The sequence below is a fragment of the Nostoc sp. NMS8 genome (assembly GCF_017115045.1).
GTDB lineage: Bacteria > Cyanobacteriota > Cyanobacteriia > Cyanobacteriales > Nostocaceae > Nostoc.
Genome location: NZ_JABXKK010000082.1, coordinates 75,197 through 96,378, shown reverse-complemented (window position 1 = coordinate 96,378; position 21,182 = coordinate 75,197). Strand labels below are relative to the sequence as shown.

General features: G+C 43.0%; 11 protein-coding genes. 5 read left to right on the top strand and 6 right to left on the bottom strand.

The annotated features are described in order from the left end of the window. Positions 1-45: 45 nt before the first annotated feature. On the bottom strand, positions 46-531 hold the full coding sequence (locus HWQ39_RS15370) for a glutathione peroxidase (RefSeq protein WP_292846385.1): 486 nt from the start codon (positions 529-531) through the stop codon (positions 46-48). A gap of 424 nt (positions 532-955) precedes the next feature. Further along, a complete protein-coding gene (locus HWQ39_RS15365; RefSeq protein WP_292846382.1) occupies positions 956-6,652 on the bottom strand; it encodes a PAS domain S-box protein in 5,697 nt (1,898 codons plus the stop codon). Between the two features lie 878 nt (positions 6,653-7,530). Between HWQ39_RS15365 and HWQ39_RS15360 the strand changes: the two genes are divergently transcribed. Further along, positions 7,531-8,052, top strand: a complete 522-nt coding sequence (locus HWQ39_RS15360; RefSeq protein WP_292846379.1) for an Hsp20/alpha crystallin family protein — start codon at positions 7,531-7,533, stop codon at positions 8,050-8,052. A gap of 108 nt (positions 8,053-8,160) precedes the next feature. Here HWQ39_RS15360 and HWQ39_RS15355 read toward each other — a convergent pair whose 3' ends face one another. After that, entirely contained in the window at positions 8,161-8,520 is a 360-nt protein-coding gene (locus HWQ39_RS15355; RefSeq protein ID WP_292846414.1) for a Rieske (2Fe-2S) protein, read from the bottom strand. A 300-nt stretch (positions 8,521-8,820) separates the two neighbouring features. Here HWQ39_RS15355 and HWQ39_RS15350 point away from each other — a divergent pair, with 300 nt between their 5' ends. The 4 genes from HWQ39_RS15350 (at position 8,821) to HWQ39_RS15335 (ending at position 15,131) form a co-directional block, all read left to right on the top strand. Continuing rightward, positions 8,821-10,659 (top strand): VWA domain-containing protein, encoded by a 1,839-nt coding sequence (locus HWQ39_RS15350; protein ID WP_292846376.1) that lies wholly within the window; start codon positions 8,821-8,823, stop codon positions 10,657-10,659. A gap of 499 nt (positions 10,660-11,158) precedes the next feature. Then, positions 11,159-12,202 (top strand): type I glyceraldehyde-3-phosphate dehydrogenase, encoded by a 1,044-nt coding sequence (gene gap / locus HWQ39_RS15345; protein WP_292846373.1) that lies wholly within the window; start codon positions 11,159-11,161, stop codon positions 12,200-12,202. Positions 12,203-12,469: 267 nt separating this feature from the next. Beyond that, positions 12,470-13,900: a pyruvate kinase gene (pyk, locus tag HWQ39_RS15340; RefSeq protein WP_366932276.1), complete on the top strand. Its 1,431-nt coding sequence runs from the start codon at positions 12,470-12,472 to the stop codon at positions 13,898-13,900. Between the two features lie 226 nt (positions 13,901-14,126). Next, positions 14,127-15,131 (top strand): transaldolase, encoded by a 1,005-nt coding sequence (locus HWQ39_RS15335; protein WP_292846367.1) that lies wholly within the window; start codon positions 14,127-14,129, stop codon positions 15,129-15,131. 211 nt (positions 15,132-15,342) lie between these two features. Here the strand turns inward: HWQ39_RS15335 and HWQ39_RS15330 are convergent, their stop codons facing one another. The 3 genes from HWQ39_RS15330 to gyrA form a co-directional block, all read right to left on the bottom strand. After that, positions 15,343-15,717 (bottom strand): hypothetical protein, encoded by a 375-nt coding sequence (locus HWQ39_RS15330; RefSeq protein WP_292846364.1) that lies wholly within the window; start codon positions 15,715-15,717, stop codon positions 15,343-15,345. An 812-nt stretch (positions 15,718-16,529) separates the two neighbouring features. After that, positions 16,530-18,155 (bottom strand): apolipoprotein N-acyltransferase, encoded by a 1,626-nt coding sequence (gene lnt / locus HWQ39_RS15325; RefSeq protein WP_292846361.1) that lies wholly within the window; start codon positions 18,153-18,155, stop codon positions 16,530-16,532. Further along, positions 18,136-20,751: a DNA topoisomerase (ATP-hydrolyzing) subunit A gene (gene gyrA / locus HWQ39_RS15320; protein WP_292846358.1), complete on the bottom strand. Its 2,616-nt coding sequence runs from the start codon at positions 20,749-20,751 to the stop codon at positions 18,136-18,138. The genes lnt and gyrA overlap by 20 nt, the downstream gene beginning before the upstream one ends. Between the last annotated feature and the right edge of the window lie 431 nt (positions 20,752-21,182).

Below are 21,182 nucleotides of genomic sequence, written 5' to 3'. Positions count from 1 at the left end.
AGTTAATAGGATAGAAAATTTTACCTAATAACCAATGACCAATGACTATTTTGCTAATTCCTTCTCAATTATGGCAATTATTTCTGGTGAATTTGGCTGCACGCTACTATTAAATCGAGCGACTACTTCACCTTGCTTATTAACTAAAAATTTTTCAAAGTTCCAAGCAACAGTCCCCGTTGGCTCAACGGCTTTGGTAAGTTGCTCATAAAGTGGATGCTGCTGTGAGCCTTTAGCATGAACTTTATCGAATAGTTCAAATGTAACACTATATTTACTAGTGCAGAATTGCACAATTTCTTCATTGCTTCCTGGTTCCTGCGCTCCAAAATCATTACAAGGGAACCCCAAAATACGTAACCCTGCTTCTCTATACTTCTGGTTTAGTTTTTCTAACCCCTCGTATTGAGAAGTATAACCGCAATAGGAAGCCACATTCACAATTAAGAGTACCTTGCCGGTGTACTCGTTTAATTGTTTATCCTCACCGTTAATGGTCTTGACTGCAATATCCGAAATTGTGTTACTCATCGTGAATCTGATTTATAGGGAATTAGGGAATATTGCCAAGTCTCCCATATTACAGGTACTCTAAACCCACTTTCTTTAAGGAAATTAAGTTTGTTGGCTTTCTTAACCCTACAATTCTGTTTAACTCAGAAGATGTCTTAAATGTAACAGACGATCTGATGATATGATTTACCTGCTCGTGTTCCAGTTCTTTCAACCCGAATATTAAGTACTTAACTCCAATCCAATACTTGTCGGTTAAGGGGAATAGAGTAAAGGGAAAGGAAAAGAAAAAACCTTTAACCTTTACCCCGAACTCAATTCCTAGTTGAAAATTCTTAACCAAGCGGTATTGGGACTTAATATAGGAATCGTATTTGATTGCGTGAAGCGGCTTCCCGCAGGGTATTGCCCTTACGGGTGTACCTCATGTGAATGATAACCGCTATGATATTCCGGCAATACTCGTCAATTCCATAATTTTCTCAAACTGAAAATCATGAGCCAAATTCTTGATGAAATTTCTTAATACAGCATTTTCAGAAGGGATTTGCTCAATCAATTCTAAAATCAAATCATCACTACATTGCGCTGCGGCGGTGTACAACTGTTTCACCCATTCTGGTGACATTGCAGATAATAGAGTCACTAAATCGGTGAGCGTCAACATTAATTTTAATCCTTCTTCTTTTGGGTCTATTAGCTGATAGCTTTCTTCTTGATAAATATATTGAACTCCTAAATATTCGCTTAATTTTTCTAGTAATTGTTCTTCACGGAAAGGCTTATTAATATAATCATCACAACCTGCTTTGATCATTGCTTCTCGTTGTTCTTCAAAGGCATTGGCAGTTAAAGCAATAATAATAGTTGTGCGCTTTGGGATTGAGGTTTCAACTCTCGCTTTAATAATTCTTGTGGCTTCATAGCCGTCCATAATTGGCATCCGCATATCCATTAAGATTAAGTGTGGTTGCCATTTCTGCCAAAGTGCGATCGCTTCAGTACCGTTTACTGCTTCCTGGACTGCAAAACCAATAGATGTCAGAATTTTCACTAGTACTAAACGGCTCTCTGTGGCGTCATCAACTACTAAAATGCGGTATTCGCTTTGAGCAGGAGCTAAACTAATAACTTGACATCTAGTTTTTTTGACCTGGATTTCGCTAGCTGTAGCTAGATTAATTTGAATATCAAAAGCAAATTTACTTCCCTCGTCAATAGTGCTGGCGACGCTAATATTTCCCCCCATTAGTTCCACGTATTTGTGGCTAATTGCTAAACCTAGTCCTGTTCCCTGTTGCGATTTTCTTCCGGTTTCAGTTTGCCCGAAAGCTTCAAACAGTAGGTCAATTTCTTGTGGCGCAATACCGCGACCGGTATCTTGTACCTCGATGATTAGGGATTGGGGATTGGGTATTGGGGATTGGGTATTGGGCATTGGGCATTGGGGATTAATTATTCTCCTCCGCTCCCCTGCTCCCCATGCTCCCCCTGCTCTACTGCCCCAGTCCCCAGTCTCTAGCCCCCAGTCCCCAGTCCCCATCCCCACCCGCAACGTCACCCTTCCAGTATCGGTAAATTTGATGGCATTTCCCAGGAGGTTAAGTAAGACTTGACGCAGTTTACTTTCATCAGCTTGGATGTATTGAGGAAGACGAGATGTATATTCAAAGACCAATTCTAATCCTTTGGAGGTGGCACGAAAGCGCAACATTTCTTCGAGGTTTTCCAAGAGGCGAATTAAGTCAAAACTGTTGAGATTTAATGTTATTCTGCCGGCTTCGATTTTAGACATTTCTAAAATGTCGTTGATTAAGTTGAGGAGATGTTCGCCAGCACGATTGATGATTGCTAGATTTTGTTGATGTTCAGTGGATAAAGTACAATCGTGGCTCATGACTTGGGTAAAACCAAGGATGGCGTTAAGTGGGGTACGCAGTTCGTGGCTCATGTTAGCGAGGAATTCGCTTTTGGCACGGTTAGCGGCATCAGCAATGATTACTGCTTCTTGCAATGCTTGTGACTGTCTTTGAGTTTGCGCCAGCAATTGTGCCTGCTGTAGCGCAACACCCAATTGATTGCCAATTTGAACTACGATGTTGATTTCTTCTGGTTTCCATTGGCGGGAATCAGAATTTTGATAACTCGCCAGTAATCCCCAAAGCTGACTACCATACAAAATGGGGACAATAATGTAGGCTTTGGCCTGAAAGCGCTCTAAAAGGTTGATATAAGTAGGATGAAATTCAGCCTTGTAAATGTCTGGGACACAGCGAAAATTTGTGCCTGGAGTTGCTTGCAGATCGGCATCTTCCACTGGATTATCTGCAATATCCAAAATTTTTGCCAGGCAACGGCCATCTTGTAAAACACCCTCTGTGAGATCGGGATGATTATTGTGTTCTTCTATAAGAGAAATCCAACCATTACCCACCGACTCGGAGACAAATTCGCCATTCCAGTGAGGATTGAAACGATAGACAACAACCCGATCGCAGTCGAGTACTTGCCGTAATTCTTCGGTTGTAGCTGCAAATATCGTCTCTAGATCGAGTGTTTGGCGCATTCTTTGAATTACTTGGGCGATCGCTCTTTCCCTTTCTGCACTCTCACACAAGGCTTCTTCTGCTAATTTTCTCTCAGTAATATCTGTAATTGTACCAATATAGCCTTTGATTTCTCCATCATCTCCAAATTCGGGCAAAGCCTGACAAATTACCCAGACTACTGTACTATCATCACGCAAGAAACGATGTTCATACTTATACGTTGACTTAGTGGCTCTGGCTTGATTCCATACCAAGAATAGTTGTTCGAGGTCTTCTGGATGTACAGCATTTGTCCAACCTTTTACCAGAGACTTTTCTATACTGTATCCAGTAATTTCACTCCAGCGTTGATTAAAATATAAGACATTGCAATTCATATCAGTGTGAAATATACAAACTGGTGAGGCTTCTGCTAGAAGTTGATATCGTTGCTGACCTGATTGCAAAGCTAATTCTGCTAATTTGCGATCGTTAATATCTGCCCAATAACCAACCCATTCGATGGGGAAGTTAGCTTCGTCACGAATTAACCTCATCTTTTCGTAGAACCAGTGATAAGTTCCGTCAACGTGTAACCAACGGTATTCGTAAGAAATGTACTCCTGCTCAACAAAATGGGAAAATTTTTCCGAGATCAGTTCAATATCTTGGGGATGGACATGATGAAGCCAAAAACTGGAGTTATTGATAAATTCCTGTGCTTCGTAGCCCACCATTTCTTTAACGTTCTCACTAATAAAGGTAATGCCAAAATCTTCTGATGTTTTGCTGCTATAAATGACTACAGGGCTAGAGGTAAGCAGATATTGTAGGCGTTCGTTGGCTAAACGCAGTTCTTGTTCGACATGTTTGCGATAGCTAATTTCTACTAAAACTGTGCCGACACCAGAGGGGCGATCGTCTTCACCAAGAATCGGAAAATAAGAAGCTAAAAAGTGGCGAATAACATCTGGTTCTTTAATTGATGCGCCGCTTAATTCTTGATTGATAATGGGTTGACCAGTCAACAAAACCTGTTGATAAATTGGTTCCACTTGAGGGGCGATATGAGGTAAAATGTCATAGATAGTTTGACCAATATGATCTTGCTGAGGTACTCCATTAATTTCCGCCAGCAGTTGATTGATTTGCACAAACCGCAGTTGTTTATCTAAAATGTTCATGCCGACGGGGGCACTGCTAAAAAAGGCATTGAGACGAGCTTCTCTGAGTGCTAATTCTTGTTCTAGGGTTTTGCGCTCAATCAACCCACCCAACTGAGCTGCAACAGCACTAACTAGTAAGAGTAAACGCCGATCGACCAATACTAAGCTACGTTTAAAAAATACTAAAACAGCTAATACTTGCCTTCCGGCCACTATGGGAACACCAAAACCAGCTTTTAATCCTACCTTGGCTGCTTGTTGCGATCGCAAAAAAATTGGCTCTGTAACTTTAGAAACATCTTCTATCCATTCTGGTTCCTGGTTTTGCCAAACTCTTCCTGGTAGTCCCACTCCCAGAGCAAATTTGATACCTTGGCTTTGGCGGGAAAATTCTGCTAAACTACACTCGTCACCGTACCAGCCTAGACTGTGTTTTAAAACAGTCCCATCTTCATTAGGTATCCATGCTTCACCAAAATCCCAGCCAATGGTGTGACAAATTAAGCGTAAAACTACTGCTAAGGCGCTTTTGACATTACTGGCGCGAGTGATAGCTTGGGTTGTCAACAGCAGTAAACGGCTTTCATTTTCTGCCTGCTTGCGTTCAGTAATATCTTTCGCTGTGCCCAGTACGTACCAGTGCCCATCAATCTTAATCATTTCTGCACTCAACAGTGTTGTCCTGATTTCTCCTGTTGTAGTGCAGACATCAATCTCAAAGTTGCGGATGGCTTTTGTTTGTTGCAAAATGTGGGTGAGAAAATTATATTCTTCTGGATTCACCCAAAAATTTAATTCTTCATCGGTGCGATCGATTACCTGAAAACGAGAATAACCAAAAAAGCGACAAAAGCTGTCGTTAACTTCAATATAGCGTTTGTTGCGAACCGTAATTAAGGCAATTGGATCGGGAGATGACCGAAAAGCTGATGCTAACTTTTCTTCAGAAGCTCGTTGCGCTGCTTCTGCCCGTTGACGTTCTTTTGCCTCCAACACTAAGGAGACTAAATTGCCCAAAGAGCGAGCAAAATTTTGGTCTTCTAGCGTCCAATAATGAGTAACTTTCACTGCTTCTAAACATAAAACTCCTACAGTCTTTCCCTCCAGCCGAATGGGTGTATCAAGTACAGAGGTAATGTTTAATCTTGAGTAAGACGCAGAAAATTCTTTAGTTCTGGGATCGGTATGGGCATTATCTGTAGCAATTGGTTGTTCTTGCTGCAAAGCTGCAAAATAAGCTGGATAGTTTGCTACTAATAAGGAAAGTCCTTGACTGTGTTGATTGCGACTACCTTCAAATAGATCGAAACATTGGATTTTCATGCCTGTTTCGTTATATAGCCAGACACTAGCTCGTTCCATCCCAATATTCTTGACAGCTGCTTCTGTGATTTTACTCAAAGCTGTTTTCAAATCACCCTGATAAAGTGTCTGATTTTGTGCCAATTGCGTGAGGACTAGGTTATGGTTGCGGAGCTTAATTGCACTTTCTTGGAGTAATTTTTCCACTCCCCGACGCTGTGTAATATTACTAGCAGTGCCAGTTATGCCTATAACCTGACCTTCTTCGTTGCGTAATGCGATCGCATTAAACATTAGATAAAGTAAAGTACCATCTTTAGCAACACAGGTAGTTTCATGTTGAAAGATCGACTTTCCTTGAAGAACCCGCTCAAACGCTACTCTATCTTCAGCAACTTGTGTAGGCGAGATGAAATCAGTCAAGACACGCCCGATCATTTCTTGGGGTTCATAGCCATAAATCTGTTTGACTGCCGGGTTGACAAAGGTAATTAGTCCATTAATGTCCACCGACCAGATCATATCCTGGGATGTTTCTACCAAGTGACGATACTGAATTTCACTCTTCTTCAGGGCAGCTTCGACTAAAAGGCGTTCGCTTTGGTAAACTTCTCTACAAATGGATTTGCTAAGGCTAACGGGAATTTCTTTAAAAATATCTTCTATTTGTCTGTTACAAATATTTAACTTAACTGTAACCAGTTGACGCTCTTTAATCTCCTGTTGCAGTTGAGCATTTTGCTCTTTTAATTGTTGTTTCAGCCTTTGGATAGTGAGTTGATTTTGTACGCGTAATAAAACTTCTTTAGTTTGGAATGGTTGATAAATATAGTCAATATTGCCTAAATCGAAAACATCGGTTCTTTCAAAAAATTCATCTAAAGCACCGAAAAATATTATCGGCATCTCTTGAGTTTTATCGTTAGCTTTCAACCTTTGACAAACTTCATAACCATCCATCTCCTGCATGAGAACATTTAGCAAAAGCAAGTCAGGAGGAGAAGTGAGCGCCGTATTAATTGCCAATTGCCCAGAAATAACACTTTGCACCTGATAACCTTGGTGTTGAAGGATGTCTGATAAAAAATGTAAATTCTCTAAGTTGTCATCAACTAATAAAATTTTGATTTTTTGAGCATCCATATCAGTTCCTAAGTTAATTTTCAATCAATAATAATTTGTTGAATCAAACTGAACATGAAATCAGAAAGCAAAACTATATCACCAGATTGTAAATAAAATCATCGTTCCTTACCACCATACTTCAGCATCGGGTGTATGGAAAAATTTCAGATTAAGCAGGATAACTTGTTAATACTGCCAAATCTCTGTGACGCAAGAAGATCGAAAGACAAAGATACAACGCGGACATTGCTCATACACGAATGGCACTAAGTTAAGATACAGCCCTTGCCCCAACTGGTTCCCAGCCTAGAGGCTGGGAAACCATTCCCTGAGGCTCTGCCTCCTCTTTGTTGACGAGAGACAGCAGCCCATTCAGAATACGCCCCCAGCCTCCAGGCTGGGAAAGATGCTACATAAGTCTTTGGGCTTTTCTTAGTGCCATTTGCCCATACACCTTGTTTATTTAATGGTTTGGCATTCACTGCTTGGTCTTTTTCCTTTACAGCAAGCTATGTCCAGCATATCTTTTGATACAATAATTAGCGGTTTTAGCCCTTAGTATTGGGCTAGAGCTTCTGACTACAAGCGAATGTAATTAAATTTACATTACGTAACGCAGTTTAATTTATTATTGCATACTTACTTTGATATCAGCTATCTCAAGTTTTTCATCCTTTTTTTGTTTGATACGGTAAATCCAACCGATGCTTGTACGGTTTACCCAACTGTTTTGAGATTTTGATTTTATTAAATTACTTACTAGAGAGAAGAAATAAAGCTCCTCTCAAAAAAACTAGAGGTTCGATAATTACTTAAATATCTGAAACTTCTAGATACCTCTAAAACTTTGTTTGATTACCCAAAATTGAATTAGAAAGTTAAGGAGAGATTGAAATATGGCACTCCTTCGTTGGGAACCATTCCGTGAAATTGAGATTCTGCGTCGTCAAATGGATCAACTCTTCTCTGATCTGACAGTAGCCGAGCGCGGCAACTCTGAGATTTCTCGATCATCGAAAACAGCATGGGTTCCTGCTGTTGAATTACATGATAATGGTTCCGAGTTGCTATTAAAAGTTGAGATTCCAGGCGTTGAAGCTAAAGACCTTGATGTTCAAGTCACTCAAGATGCAGTTTCGATTGTTGGCGAACATCGTTATGAAAAGCAGTCCCAATCTAACGCTAAACTTCATTCTGAATTCCGGTATGGTAAGTTCACTAGAGTAATACCTCTGCCAGCCAAAGTTCAGAATCAACAAGTTAAGGCAGACTTGAAAGATGGGATTTTAATTTTGACTTTACCCAAACTTGAGCAAGAGCAAAGCAAGGTATTCAAAGTCAATTTAGGTCAATCTCAAAGTGCTACAGCTTCTATAGAAGCCGACAATGCTAACACACAACCCAAAATTACATCATAACAAAACGTTTAAATTGTGTAAATTTTAATAGAAACCCCAGCTAAATTTATTAGCTGGGTTTTTCTTTTTTTGACTCAGAATTGTTTCAGCAAATTCAGTGAGAGGGTACTATTTCTCTTGTACATCAACCCAGATGCTACCTTCTTCTACACGAATTGGAAACACTGGTAATGTCTTTGGTTGTGAAACTAACGAGAGTACCTTACCTACACCAGGGGGCCAAGAACACCAATCTTTGACTTCACCAGTCCGCAGGTCAAAAGCACTGCGATGGAAAGAACAAACAATTGCCCCACTTTCACTTATTTTCCCACTTTTCAGCGGTAATTTTAAGTGAGGGCAGGTATTATCTACAGCATAAAGCTGATTTTCGTGATTCAAAAGCAGAATTTTCCGATCGCCAACTTTCACCACTTCTCGCGCACCCGGGGAAAGTGCTTCGACTGCCAAAACTTTAGTCCAACTCATTCGGTTCTCCTCTCCTAATATCTCTGCTTTCAGTTTCCCGCAATTGTTACCAATGCGATCGCCTTTCAGTACCAGAGAGTGGAGAAGGATAAAGTCAACAGATCGCCAACTTTTCTCGAAAAAGCGATGTCTACGACGGGCTTTGCCTACGTTGGTGAAATCCAAAAACTATAAAATCTTACATCAAATTCTTTTTTTACACTGAACAAACTTATTTCTGGGTAAACTAAATAAAGCACTGGCTGTCCCGGCATCATAAGACTTGTGGGTTCTCAAAGACAATTTGAAAGGATATAAAAAATGATTAAGACAAGTTACGAATTTGACCAGTCCATCCTCCCCGCAGGATCTTCATTAAAGACTAATATTCTGCTACGTTTTCGTGTTGACATAGCTGAATCTCCCCGACGTAACCTTAACCTTTCTCTTGTAATTGACCGTTCCGGCTCTATGGCAGGCGCGCCCTTGCATCACGCCCTAAAAGCTGCTGAGTCTGTAGTAGATCAACTTGAGCCTTATGACATTCTCTCAGTAGTTGTTTACGACGATGAAGTGGACAGTGTTGTGCCACCCCAGGCTGTGACTAACAAAGCTGCACTCAAAAATTCTATCCAAAAGGTGAGAGCAGGCGGTATTACCAATTTATCGGGAGGATGGCTCAAAGGCTGTGAACACGTAAAGACGCAACTCGATCCGCAAAAAATCAATCGGGTTCTGTTGCTGACCGATGGTCACGCTAATATGGGCATTCAAGACCCCAAAATACTGACGGCGACATCGGGGCAAAAAGCTGAGGAAGGTATTATCACGACTACCTTAGGTTTTGCTCAGGGTTTCAATGAAGACCTGCTGATCGGGATGGCAAGGGCCGCCACAGGCAACTTCTACTTCATTCAGAGCATCGATGAAGCAACTGAAGTGTTTAGTATTGAGTTAGACAGTCTCAGAGCAGTAGTGGGACAGAACCTCAAGGTGACACTGGAATTGGCTGATGGTGTCACCCTGGTTGATACCTTAAGTCTTGCTAAAGTTAACCAAAATGATGCTGGTCAAGCTGTACTCACCTTGGGAGAACTGTACGAAGGTGAAGACAAACTTCTTGGTTTAAGTTTAGCGATCGCCAGCGCTCAAGTTGGTGATTTACCTGTGATGAAACTGCATTACAGCGCCGATGTTGTCCAAGATGATGTTATTCAAAATATCTCAGGTACAGCAGATATCATCGCCAAAATTGGCACCGTTGAGGAAGCCGCTTTTGCCTCTACCAGCCAGATCATTCTTGAACTGAGTCGCCTCACCATTGCTAAAGCCAAAGAGACTGCCCTTAGTCTCGCTGAACATGGCAAGCATCAGGAAGCGGAAGAAACCCTCCGTGCCCTTGTGAAAGATTTGCGAGATAAAGGGTTGAACGAAAATTTTGAAATAGCTGAAGAGATCGATCAGCTTGAGTATTTCGCAGGTCGGATCGCCCAAAAAGCTCTAGGCAATGCCGGACGCAAAGAGATGCGCGATCAAACTTACCAAACGATGACGCGCAATCGCAGCGATTTAGTAGGTCGCGGTGTGACTGCTGGCGATGAAGTGTATGCAATGCCGATTGTCAATGAAGTTGGTTCAGGTGTTGAATTGCACTGCGTTCGTGAAGGGGGTAAACTGCGGGTGAAAGTCGTATCTGAAGGTTACGATTCCACCAAGAACATCCAGTTTCCCCGGGCCATTCGTGCCGAGGGGGCACGCTATGTTGTTGAAGGATTGGAACTTTCAAGCGATGCCACTTTCTACCGTGTACGTGGTGATATCACTCGTTTTGCTCAACCCGGCGAAACGGATATTTTCGTTGCCCCTAGACAATCGAATTTCACTAACACAGGTAAAGCTTCCAAAGGCCCCGCCAGTGCCGCCGATCTTCCCACAACTGATAGTGTTGAGGACAGCATTTTAGTTCAATGTGTTAAAGATGGCAGTAAGCTACGTGCTAGGGTAGTTTCCGACGGATATGAACCGGATTGGAACATGCGCTTTCCGCGATCGGTTCGAGAAGAAGGAATGCTTTACGTCGTTGATGAAGTCAAAACCGCACCCGATGGCAAGTCTTATATTGCCTGTGGTGAAATTAAGCGATTTGTTCAACCAACTTGAATTGGGGATTGGGGACTAGGAAAATAAGTATATGAGTTCATACCCTAACCAAATCTTAATACTTCGAGTTCGATAAACCTCTTCCTAGCCTTGAACTTTAGTTCAAGTCTCTCCCTCTCCGACTCGGAGAGGGACGGTTTTGCGTAGTAAAACCAGGGAGAGGTCTTTTATTACGAATTATTCGGATTGCTATAGCATCTTTTAAGACTTACGCACTCGTGACGAAAAACTAAGCCTTTGCAATTACTTTGCTTCTCTTCAAGACGCGATCGCTCGTAATGAAGTAAAATCCTAGTCCGTGCGTAAGTCCTAGCTTTAAAAGAACTTCTTTCCCAGTCCCCAGTCCCCAGCCCCAATGCCCCAATCCTTAAAAGATGCCAAGTAAATATGCCTTAGCCGACTGAGACTGTCAGGATCAAAGAGTAAAGAGTAAAAGGCAATCTATTTTGACTTTTAACTTTCTCCTTTTGTTCAACTTTCCACAACGGGAGGTTTAATCTTGACTAAATTAAAAGTCGGTATCAATGGCTTCGGTCGAATCGGGCGACTTGTGCTTCGGGCTGGTCTCGATAATCCCAACATTGAGTTTGTGGGCATTAACGACCTAGTACCACCAGATAACCTAGCTTATCTATTAAAGTACGACTCAACCCACGGTAAATTAAAGCACAAGGTTGAAGCCAAGGAAGACGGCATCCTCATTGACGGACATTTCATTCCTTGTGTGTCAGTTAGGAATCCCGCCGAGTTACCTTGGGGTAAATTAGGTGCAGATTATGTAGTGGAATCTACGGGACTCTTCACTGACCATGAAGGAGCTGCAAACCACCTAAAGGCAGGTGCGAAGCGAGTGATAATTTCCGCTCCCACCAAAGATCCAGATAGAGTTGCTACCCTGTTGATGGGTGTAAATCATCACCTGTTTGACCCTGGCAAAGATATCATTGTCTCCAATGCTAGCTGCACTACAAACTGTCTAGCTCCCATTGCTAAGGTCATTAATGACAACTTTGGGTTGACTGAAGGGTTGATGACCACAGTTCATGCTATGACTGCCACTCAGCCGACTGTAGACGGCCCCAGCAAAAAAGACTGGCGGGGTGGTCGAGGTGCATCTCAAAATATTATTCCTTCTTCCACAGGTGCAGCCAAAGCCGTAGCACTGGTTTTACCAGAATTAAAGGGTAGGTTAACTGGTATGGCATTACGAGTTCCGACTCCTGATGTCTCTGTAGTTGATTTAACTTTTAAAACTGCCAAAGCCACCAGTTACAAGGAAATCTGTGCTGCTATGAAGGAGGCTGCCGCAGGTTCACTATCAGGTATTTTGGGCTATACAGATGAAGAAGTAGTTTCCACAGATTTTCAAGGCGATACCCATTCCAGTATCTTCGACGCAGGTGCTGGGATTGAGTTGAATTCTAACTTCTTCAAGGTAATTGCCTGGTATGACAACGAGTGGGGTTACTCAAATCGCGTGATTGACCTGATGTTGTCTATGTCACAAAAAGAAAAACTCGCCCCGATCGCGGCTGTGGTTTGATTAGTCATTGGGAATTGGGCATAGGACATGGGGCATAGGGCATTCTTTATGAAGTTTCTTCCCCAGTCCCTAGTCCCCAGTACCCAATTTGGGATTTGGGTCAGATGGTAAATACTCCGAAAACAAAACGTAATCTAGTATTTTGATTTAGCAAACCAGTGATATGAAGCACGTGTAAATTTGGATGTTTTGGGCGATGTCTACGACGGGCTACGCCTACGCTCAAGGCATCCAAATTTGCAGGTTACTCCTCAACCCCCAATCCCTATGCGTCGAACCAAAATCATTTGTACTGTTGGGCCGGCTACATCTGCACCTGAAAAGCTGCAAGCCTTAGTAGAAGCTGGAATGAATGTGGCGCGGCTAAATTTTTCCCACGGAGCTTATGAATTCCACGCCCAAACGGCTCACTATCTCAGACAGATTAGCACTGAGCAACAAAAGCCGATCGCAATTATGCAAGACTTGTGTGGCCCCAAAATTCGCTTGGGAACTTTACCACCGGAAGGGTTAAATCTGGAAGCTGGTACTGAAGTCACTTTTGTTTTGCAAGAAAAGGGTGAGAGTATTGACGAAATACCTCTACCATTGCCGACTTTGTTCGCAATGATGCGACCAGGCGAACCAATTTTAATTAATGATGGTCGCGTCAAGTTAATTGTCACCAATCGTGATGCAGATCGCATTCGGGCACAAGTAAAAATTGGCGGTTTAATTTCTACCCACAAGGGAGTGAACCTTCCTCAAACTCCTTTACCTGTCAGTTCCATCACCGAAAAAGACTTGCTGGATCTCCGCTTTGGCATTCAGTTGGGTGTAGACTGGGTAGCGGTGTCCTTCGTGCGATCGCCACAAGACTTAGAACCCGCCAGACGAATGATTGAAGCCGCTGGTGCTTCGATTCGTTTAATTGCCAAAATCGAAAGAGCAGAGGCAGTAGAGGAGTTTGACTCCATTTTGAAGGTCGCCGACGGCATCATGATTGCCCGTGGCGATTTAGGCGTAGAAATGCCCATTCATGAAGTCCCTCTGATTCAAAAAGATATAACTCGCCGTTGTAATCATGCTGGTAAACCGGTGATTACAGCCACGCAAATGCTAGAGTCAATGATTAGTTCTCCCGACCCCACCCGCGCCGAGGCAACGGATGTTGCCAACTCTATCCTCGATGGTACGGATGCAGTAATGCTTTCTGGTGAAACAGCTGTCGGACAATATCCCGTCGCCGCTGTCCAGATGATGCACAATATTGCTGTGCGGACAGAACAGGCTCTAGATGAAGGTAGCAGACATTCCTGGTGTCATGAGGCAGGCAGTCTCAGCGTCACCGAATCTGTGGCAGAATCGGTATGTCGCATCGCTTATGAAACAGGCTCACGAGCAATTCTCTGTAACACTTCTTCAGGGAGTACAGCAAGAATGGTGTCTAAATACCGCCCAACTTCTCCAATTATTGCCTTAACCTCTGATATCACCGCTTATCGCCAGCTAGCCCTTTCTTGGGGTGTAGAACCTTTACTGATTCCACCAGTTCACAATGCCGAAGAAATGTTTACCAATGTGGTGAACACAGTTGTAGATATGGGTTTAGCAAATAAGGGCGATAAAGTGGTAATTACCTCTGGCGTTCCAATTGGTAAATCAGGAACAACTAGTTTAATCAAAGTGCATTCCATTGGACAGCCAATTTCGGCATAAGGCACTTAGAATAAGGCTGTGGCTCTGAATAGTAAACAAACTTGGGCAATGATTCCAAAACAGAATTGAAGGGACTGGGGACTAGGGATTGGGGGCTGGACGCTGGGAAAGAGAATAATAACTCCTAACTCAGCACTTCTAACTCCTAACTCAGCACTTTTCACTCAGCACTCACTAAAGACCTGGGGAATTAAGTAAATCCTAAACAAACATCACGGAGTATTTTATGTCTAAGAATTTACTGGAACAATTACGAGAAGTGACTGTTGTGGTCGCAGATACGGGGGATATCCAGGCAATTGAAAAGTTCAAACCCCAAGATGCCACCACCAATCCTTCTTTGATTACTGCTGCGGCACAGATGCCGGAATACCAGGGAATTGTCGATCAAACTTTACTTCAGGCAAAGAAAGATGCTGGATCTGGAGCCACCCAAGCACAGATCGTTTCTTTAGCTTTTGACCGTTTGGCAGTTGCCTTTGGATTAAAGATTTTACAAATTATTCCCGGTCGCGTGTCTACAGAAGTGGATGCTCGCTTGTCTTACGATACCGAAGCTACCTTGACAAAGGCACGGGAATTAATTGCCCAGTATAAAGCTGCTGGAATTGGCCGCGATCGCGTCTTAATTAAAATTGCCACTACCTGGGAAGGCATCCGCGCTGCGGAAATCCTGGAAAAAGAAGGTATTCACTGTAACCTTACCTTGTTATTTGGTCTTCACCAAGCGATCGCCTGTGCCGAAGCTGGCGTTACTTTAATTTCTCCCTTCGTTGGCCGGATTCTCGACTGGTACAAAAAAGATAGCGGACGCGATAGCTACCCAGCAACCGAAGATCCAGGAGTTTTGTCTGTCACCAAAATCTACAACTACTACAAGAAATTCGGCTATAAAACCGAAGTTATGGGAGCAAGCTTCCGTAACCTTGGTGAAATTACTGAACTTGCAGGTAGTGATTTGCTGACCATTTCTCCATCACTTTTGTCTGAATTGCAGTCAAATACTGGAGAACTACCACGTAAACTTGACCCTGCTAAGGTAGCAAACTTGGAAATTGAAAAGATATCCATTGACAAAGCTACTTATGACAAATTGCACGCCGCTGACCGCATGGCAACCGACAAACTAGACGAGGGCATCAAAGGTTTCACTAAGGCACTAGAAGACCTTGAGAAACTTTTGGCAGACCGACTGGTTCGCCTTGAAGGAGAGGTAGTAGCAAGTCATTAGGGACTTCCAATTAAAACAACATCTAAGTAATAGGGTGCGTTACGGCTTTAGCCGTAACGCACCGTTATTTTATGGATAATTTATTTTTTGGTATTTTTGAGAACATAACAATAGCTAATGGTTAATGGTTGATAAGACAACCACTAAGGGACTTCCAAATAATTTATTTCTTGGAAGTTCCTAACCATTAACTTAGTTGTGTCACAAGCCATTAATACCGTCGTCGGATTATCTGCCGTCCGCCAAAGGGCTGCCGACGTTGGATTATTTGCCGTTGTCTCAACTGCTGGCGTCGGATTATCTGCCGTCCGCCAAAGGTCTGCCTTCGTCGGATTATCTGCCGTCTGCCAGAAGGTTGCCGGCGTTGAATTATTTGCCGTCGTCGGATTCTTTGGTATCGTCCTTCTCGCCGTTGAGCAATCAAAAACTCTCCGGTTTTATTTCCAACCAGGTTAGCATCTGGTGCAATGCTCTGTTCATTCAAAGCATTACTTTTAGAAATATCTTTTGCTTCAGCTAATGAGGGCGGAGACACAAAGGCAAATAGCAACATTGCTATTGAGGATAGCTTCCTGAAACCTTTCATGTTTTTGCTTCTCTAAACTTCGGTAATAACTTTATTAAAACACTTTCAAGTCTGAAAGTTATCACTTACACGCTTTTTTTAAACTGAATTTGGTATGATATTCTAATATAGAATTTCATCCCTATGAATAGTTGCAAGTTTTTTAAAATTGTGTATACAAACATTCAATATTTAGCAAGATGTAATTTTTTCTACATCTATAGTAAATAGATTATTAAGTGAAGAGACTACATTTGTTTTATGGGAAAATGGGACTAAAAGCCTTATCCAGTAAGAATTAAGACCATCTATTGTTATTTAAAATATCCTTAGCTCGGACTTTTCTCTACCCCATCAAATGTATCAAAACTATATGTAAATGATAACTACTAAATATTCTTAGTAGAAACTGTAAATAATAAGCTGTTACCAGATTTTTAGATCCAACCAAACCGACTCAAATAAACCCTAAATATTTTGAGACACGATATGCAATTAAAATACCTACAATTCCCCCGATAACACTCCATAGGATCGAGGTAATCGATAGCAAACTTCCACCCCATAATATCGGGATATAACTGCCAATAGTAGTTCCTAAAAACATACCAATTCCGATAAGTAATTTATTCATTTGGAAAAAGCCTCAAAAATAGTTGAAATGAGTGGCTATGAATGTCCATAATTTAGCTTTCAAAGGGAAATTCCGTACTTCTACCTTGCTCAACTTTTGAGTTACTGGCAAGGGTAAAATTAAGTAATTAAGCGATCGCTAATTGTTCAACTCTGGACAAAATTACACCAAAGACTCAATATACTAATGTTTTCCAAAATTATTGATATTTATTTATACTGCGAATTAGCAACCAAGCTCCTCCAGAGGAGATAAATAACAATGGTGTTAACCAATCACCCCAACGCACATATAAAGTCTGTGTCTGTCGCCGATAAATTATTTCAGCATGAGTTTCATAGGTATTATATCCAGACATCCACAAGGTTCCACCATGAGGATTTACAAAGGCTGAATATCCAGTATTAGTTGCCCGTGCTGACCAGCGATCGGTTTCAATGGCCCGCATGATATCCTGTGCATGATGCTGGAATGGCATCGATGGAGTGTAATGGGCATCGTTAGAAGAACTGAGAATAAATTGCCCACCCGCCGCCGCTTGACGGCGAAATTGTTCAGGAAAAGCAGATTCGTAGCATATACTAGCGATCGCACGACCAAATGGAGTGTCAAATATCTGATTTGCTGAACCGGGAACTTGGTGTGCCTCCAAAGGCGACAAGCGTTGAACTATCCCGCCTAAAATTCCTTCAAAGGGAATATATTCTCCCAAAGGTACTAGTTTGGCTTTATCGTAGCGGCTGACAATTTCACCTTTACTATTGAAGGTAAACAAACTAATTGTATAACTGTCTCCCCGTTCGCCAAAAGCCCCAATCCAAGCAACTACGCCTTTTTCCTTCACTACTGCGACTAAGGCAGTTCCCAATAAGTCACGCTGGAAAATAGGTAAGGCTCCTTCTGGGGTGAGAACTGCATCTACACCTTGCTCTGCTAAAGTTAGATAGCCATTAGTGTAATTTTCTTGGGCACGACGAAACCCTTCGGAACTTCGTAAAAGTCGGTTCGGGATGTTACCCTGAACAATCCCCACTTTTAACGCTGCTTCTGGGGGTTGGGCGATGGGACGGCTGTATAAGAAAAAACCGATGAGGTGTAAGGTAATTAATAATCCTGTGGCGATAACCCAGTATTTATTAACGAACCGCAGAGGCGCAGAGAACACGGAGGAAATTTTCTCTGTGCCCTCTGTGCCTCTGCGGTTTATCCATCCTTCAGCAATCAAGCCATTAACAGCAGCGATCGCAGCTGTCACAGTATTAGGCCCAGAGAGTTGCCCCAAATGTACAATTACGAGATTGTGCGGACTTTGGGTGTAAGCAAGGGAACTCCACCACAAAGGGCCAGCACTCCATAGACTCTCTAAGCCACACCAGACGGCTGTACCAATAAGTATACGTAGCCACGGTTTTTGTCCCTTCAGACGAACCATTACAGCCGCCCAAATACTAACGAATACCCCTCCCAATACACTGATAAATCCCCAACAAAAAAGGGTAATTACCAAACTCGGCAACCAAGGTACACCCAACCATGTCATTGGGTGAATTCCGGTAATCCAGAATAGGGCAACACCGTGATAACCGATACCCCAGAAGAAAGCAGGGGGGGATTGGTTTTGGCGTTTGGAGTAAGTAACAACTAGTACCCATAAAGGGACTAGGGCAATCCAAGCCAAGAACCATGCACCCACTGGAGCGACGGTTAATCCCATTAAAATCCCACTGGCTAAGGCAATCAAGTAAGGGAGTAAGGCGGTTAACCTCTCCCCCTGCCTCCCCTGCTTCCCTTGCTCCCCCTGCTTTCTACTCTGCTTCTTCTGCATCGACAGCATCAGGTGGAACTATTGCTACTCCGGTAATAGCGTCATCTTCATCTAAACGCTGCACTCTTACCCCAGTCGCCGATCGCGATTGGATAGAAATCGCATTCACTGCTTGACGGATGATAATACCGCGATTTGTCACCATCATGATTTCATCATCATCATTGTTGACAATGCGTAGGGTTGCCAACTTGTCTTTGGTTTTGCGGTTTTTGAACTTGGTTGCCATTAAACCCTGACCAGCACGATTTTGCAGCCGGAACTGAGCAACGGGTACGCGCTTACCATATCCACCCATTGTAATTACCAACACCCAAGGGCCAACTACGCCACTACTAGGCACTTCTGCGGACTCTTCAGTAATTTCGGTAATTTCGATATCTTCTGTTTCGATTGTTTCGATATCTTCTGTTTCGGCTATTTCGGCTTCTGTAACTATATCCAAAGTTTCAAGAATTGCTGCGGGCAGAATATCCATACCCACGAGTTCATCTTTATTTTTGAGTTTCATGGCTTTCACTCCACGAGTCGCCCTACTTAAAGGACGCAGTTGTTCGTGGTTGCACCGGAAGTTAATTGCCATCCCGTTACGAGAACCAATGATTACACTGTCCTCGACTCTGGCACGTCGTACCCAGCGCAGTTGGTCGCCTTCTTCTAAGGAAATAGCAATCAAACCATTGGCGCGAATATGACTAAAGGCTGCCAATTCGGTTTTCTTGATATTGCCGCCCTTAGTGAGCATGACCAGATATTCTTCGCTGCTAAACTCGTCAACCGGTACAATGGAGGTGATTTTTTCCTCTTTGGGAATCGGTAACATTTGGACGATTGGTGTCCCGCGACTGGTGCGCGAACTCGCTGGAATTTGATAAGCTCTCAGGCAATAAACAACACCACGCTCGCTAAAGAATAAAATACTGTCGTGATCGCAGCAAGTTAAGAAATGCTCAATGGTATCATCATCCTTCACCTTGGCTGCGGCTTTACCTCTGGTAGCACGGCTTTGCGCTTCAAAGGTGTTCACTGGCATCCGTTTGATGTAGCCTTGCTCTGTCACCAGAATTATCGCTTTTTCATTGGCAATGAGGTCGCGATCGTCTAATTCCCCTTCCCCTGGTAAAATCACCGTGCGGCGGGGTGTGGCGAAGTTAGTTTTGAGTTGTGCGACTTCGGTTTCAATGATTTCTAGCACTCTCTCCCGACGTGCCAAAATATCTTGCAAATCGGTAATCTTCGCTTGCAATTCATCGTGTTCCAGACGAATTTTATCTGCTTCTAAGGCAGTCAAGCGGCGCAATTGCATCTGCAAAATCGCATCTGCTTGCACTTCTGAGAGTCCGTAAGTTGTGATTAATTCGCCTTTGGCTGTGGGTGCATCGGGCGCATGGCGAATCAAGACAATAATCGGATCTAACTGAGATAGGGCAATTAATAATCCTTGCAGGAGATGATCGCGTTCCTCGGCTTTCCGCAATTCGTAACGAGTGCGTCTGGCAATGGATTCGATGCGGAAATCCAAGAAGACGGTTAAGAACTGCTTGAGGGTGAGTACTTGGGGTTCGCTATTCACCAACGCCAGCATATTTGCGCCGAAGTTTGCTTGCAGTGGCGTTTGCTTATAGAGGTTGTTTAGAACGACGCGGGGATAAGCATCACGCTTGAGTTCGATGACAACTCGCATCCCGTCGCGATCGCTTTCATCCCGGATATCTGCGATGCCCTCTAGCCGCTTTTCGTTCACCATTTCGGCGATTTTTTCAATCAGCGCCGCTTTGTTGGTTTGATAGGGCAATTCGGTGATGATAATTGCTTCTCTATCTGGGCGTCCCCGTTGTTCAACGGTTTCAATGTTAGCGACACCACGCATGGTAATGGAACCACGCCCGGTAGTGTAAGCTTCGCGAATGGCAGATGTCCCCAAAATCTGCGCCCCAGTTGGAAAATCTGGCCCGTGGACATACTGCATTAATTCGAGATCGGTGATTTCTGGATTGTGGATTACAGCCACCAAAGCATCAATCAATTCGCCCAAGTTGTGGGGGGGAATGTTGGTGGCCATACCCACGGCAATCCCAGACGAACCGTTGAGCAATAACTGGGGAATCCGTGCGGGTAAAACTGTCGGTTCTTGTTGAGAACCGTCGAAGTTATCGGCAAAGTCTACAGTTTCTAATTCGATGTCGTGGAGTAAACCAGCACTAGTTAAAGCTTGCAAGCGGCATTCTGTGTACCGCATCGCCGCTGGCGGATCGTTATCTACCGAACCAAAGTTACCATGCCCGTTAACTAGGGGCGATCGCATGGAAAAATCCTGCGCCATCCGCACCAAGGCATCATATACTGCCGTGTCGCCGTGAGGATGATATTTACCTAATACTTCCCCTACCACACGGGCGCATTTCTTAAAGGGGCGATCGTGGAGCAGACCTAGCTCGTGCATTGCGTAGAGAATGCGACGATGCACAGGTTTTAGACCATCCCTGGCATCTGGCAACGCCCGACCCACTATCACGCTCATGGCGTATTCCAGATAAGACTGCGACATTTCGGTTCGCAAGTCAATCGGGATAATCCTCTCCTGTGAGGTTGTCATAACCTAAAAATCTCCAAAAATCGTAGATTTTAGCTTTTTTACTCAACAAAGCGCAAAATTATTCTAAATTGCTCTTGAATAATTGCTATATTTTGATACAATCTTAGCATATATTGCTTTTTATTGCCTGGACAGCTAACTTAAATGTCTGGCAAACAAATAGTATAATTAATTACAATTAGTTAGTTAACAAAAGCAGTGAATTAAAAGCTTACTTAGTGCAAATTTACCTAACATAACATCAGGGTTCCCTACTATTTAGTCAGACACAGCAAAGTATGTATAGGATAGTGTCTGAAATCTCCTCTAAAAACCATTCATAAAAATGTAGAGAAGCCTGATGTAATCTGGGAAATTTTTCTAGGAGTAGGCATTACTTCCATCATACCGAAAGATTTAGCAGAAAACTTATATACAGTGAAGAACAAGAA